Raw genomic sequence first — 2897 nt, forward strand, 5'->3', positions numbered from 1 at the left:
GATGTCTCGTCTGGCACGCTCATCTAAAGACTGGCATCAATTGTTAGAAGTCTGTGCACTCTTTAGATGTAATAGATCAAACTTCATCTGACAGAAGGGGGTTATCTGACACTTAGAGATGTGTCAGGTTGTGTTTGATTTTTTACACTTTTTTCTCCGTATTGATCTAATTGTTTTTCGTTTGCTAAATGCGCACTATCGAGAAAGGTTTGTATGGGGGTCTTGCCGTAACAATATCGACCTGAGTGCGGTCGTTCCCAATTGTAATACTCTATCCATTCATCCACATCGTTTTGTAGTTCTTCAAGGCTTTGATAGACTTTTTTACGAAACGCAATTTGATAAAACTCCTCCAAAATCGTGCGATGAAAGCGTTCACAAATGCCATTGGTTTGGGGTGATCTGGCTTTCGTTCGCGTATGGTCAATGTCTTCAATGGCCAGGTAGAGTTGATATTCATGGTGTTCGACATTGCCACAATATTCGGTGCCTCGGTCCGTCAAAATCCTCAGTAATGGAATGCTCTGTTCCTCATAGAATGGGATTACTCGGTCATTGAGCGTATCAGCGGCCACCAGCGCATTCTTGCGGTCATACAGCTTCACCTGAGCCACCCGAGTGTAGGTATCAATGAAGGTCTGCTGATAAATCCGTCCAATGCCTTTGATGTGACCCACATAGAAGGTGTCTTGAGAGCCGAGATACCCCGGATGATGCGTTTCTATTTCTCCATGGGCTTCCTTTTGTTCCTTCGCCTTTTCGAGGGCTTTTACCTGCGCTTCGGTGAGGATCAGGTTGTCTTGAGCGGCTTTTGCTTCCAGTGCTTTGAGCCGTAGCTTAAACGTTTGAAGGTCGTGACGTAACCAAATAGAGCGAACACCGCCTGGAGAGACAAAGAGGCCGTGTTTCTTCAGCTCATTCGAGACACGCACCTGGCCGTAGGCTGGTTGGTCTGTGGCAAACGCAACGACAGCGGTTTCAACCTCTGGGTCTACTCGGTTCTTGACGCAGGGCTTTTTACGGTCAATGTCGCGTAGAGCCGCTTCTCCACCGGTCTCGTAGAGTTCTTTATAGCGATAGAACGAATCTCGCGATACGCCCATCACTTTGCACGCCTTGGAGACGTTGCCGAGTGTTTTGGCTAGATTTAAGATGCCTAAGCGATTCTTGACGATCTTGTCTTGGGTATTCATTGTGACACTCCTGATTCAGTGTGAGTTTACAGGATGTGTCAGATAAAGTCTTAACTATTACACATAATTCGATACCAACAACCACTTTTCATACAGCCTCTAATCAACTTCACTGCCCTAAACGCTTCCTCGCACCTCGCACCTGACCCACCTGTTTTAAGGTCATTCCTGCAATCAGAGCCACACCACCAAAAATATACAGCGACTTATTCCGCGTTCCCATTCCAATAAATCGCACTACACCAAACGCCATCAAACAAGCGATTAAAATTGGCATAATGACAACATACTGAGTGTGCTGAGGACTAGCCTCCCGATTTAACCCTAGCCGCTCATTACGAATCACCTTCCGCGCCAGCATCGGATTACGTCCGGCCAACGGCTGCAGTTCTGCCAACCGAGACCGACTCAACTGCAACCCCATCCGCTCCGCCTCGGCCTGCATCGTCTCGCGGATCAACTTATCGCTGGGCAGCTCTAGCTCAACCTCCAGCATCTCCAAGAAAATATCCCGGCCAGGATTCGCTGCCGCAAAGCAGATGACCTTTACGCCATTTGAGATCGCATCCTCTAACCAATACCTCACCCCCGTCGTCAGTCGCTTTGCCTCAGGGAAAATCAGCAACGTCTGAGGACCAATATTTTCAGCGATTTCATCCTTGAGCGCATCCATGGTCATTGCCTTCTCACCGACCGGCTCACCTTCCTTGTTGTACTTTGGCTCAGTCGTTGGGATATCCAGCTGTTCAGCAATAGCCACAAAGAACTTTTTGCCACTGCCCTTGTAAATGGCGGTTGCGATCTCAAATTCACCCCCATAATGCTTGGCCAAATCCTGGGGCATTGTCCCCACCATCCCCAACTCAGCCAGCACCAAAACGCTGCTACCCGAATCGATAGTAGCGCAGACATGCTTAAACCCCTCGGTTATCTGCCCTAAGCCACCTGCATCTGCTGACGACACTGATTCAGAAGGTTTTCCGCCACCTCCTGAGCATTGAACTTTGGGGCAGCGACCGTCCGCACATGGTCAACCTTAGCCTTAGCGGTAGGATGCAAATCTTCATAGGTCATGCGGCTAGCCATCGCCATCACCACCTGTTGCCCTGCCGTGAGCCGCTGAGCCGCAAGCTCAGAAGCCTCCAGATACAGCGCTTCCATATCTAACCCCTGGGCTGGATTGATTTCCTCAACGGTTTGCTCAGTGACCTGTCCCAATTCGCCACCATCGGCAACAGCCAGCGCCGCCGGTTGCTCATCAACCTCAAAAGCCTCAATCTTTCCACCAGCAACCACATGCTTACGGAGCGATCAGATTAAATTTTCCTGCTCAGAATTTAGAAATGCCTTACCCGTAGAATCCTTCTCAGCCGTGATACCCAAATGCTTCAGATAAGCATAGTAATCATCCTTTTTAATACCAAGCTGGTCCTGCAAAACAGTCGGACGAATCTGGTGCTCAACGGTAGAATTCTGCTCAGTCATGGAAAAATTTTTTTCTCAGTTCCCATATTATGCAAAGTGCTGAGAAAAAAAAGTCACAGCCATTTCCCCGAATTCTGGTAAAGATTCTGTGAATCACCAGAAAACAAGTTTTCTCAGAATATTAATTTTGAATGGCAATAAATCCGTAGGTAATTAACAAAAATAATTCTGTTTGTTCTGGATAGAATCTAAAAAAGCTGTCTACACTCCTGCAGTTCT

General features: G+C 47.7%; 4 protein-coding genes. All 4 read right to left on the reverse strand.

Translation table 11 applies throughout. The features are described from left to right. Positions 1-101: 101 nt before the first annotated feature. Complete coding sequence (locus DXZ20_RS22695) at positions 102-1193, reverse strand: IS481 family transposase (protein WP_163700931.1); 1092 nt, start codon at positions 1191-1193, stop codon at positions 102-104. 109 nt (positions 1194-1302) lie between these two features. Beyond that, positions 1303-2157: a hypothetical protein gene (locus DXZ20_RS22700; RefSeq protein ID WP_163700934.1), complete on the reverse strand. Its 855-nt coding sequence runs from the start codon at positions 2155-2157 to the stop codon at positions 1303-1305. Next, positions 2130-2489 (reverse strand): hypothetical protein, encoded by a 360-nt coding sequence (locus DXZ20_RS22705; RefSeq protein WP_250565882.1) that lies wholly within the window; start codon positions 2487-2489, stop codon positions 2130-2132. Before DXZ20_RS22705 ends, DXZ20_RS22700 begins: the two co-directional genes overlap by 28 nt. 15 nt (positions 2490-2504) lie before the next feature. Then, the gene (locus DXZ20_RS37705; protein ID WP_250565883.1) at positions 2505-2678 is read right to left on the reverse strand and encodes a hypothetical protein; all 174 of its coding nucleotides are present in this window, start codon (positions 2676-2678) and stop codon (positions 2505-2507) included. Between the last annotated feature and the right edge of the window lie 219 nt (positions 2679-2897).

Origin of the sequence: Adonisia turfae CCMR0081, assembly GCF_011009555.1 — a bacterium.
Taxonomy (GTDB): Bacteria; Cyanobacteriota; Cyanobacteriia; order Phormidesmidales; family Phormidesmidaceae; genus Leptothoe; species Leptothoe turfae.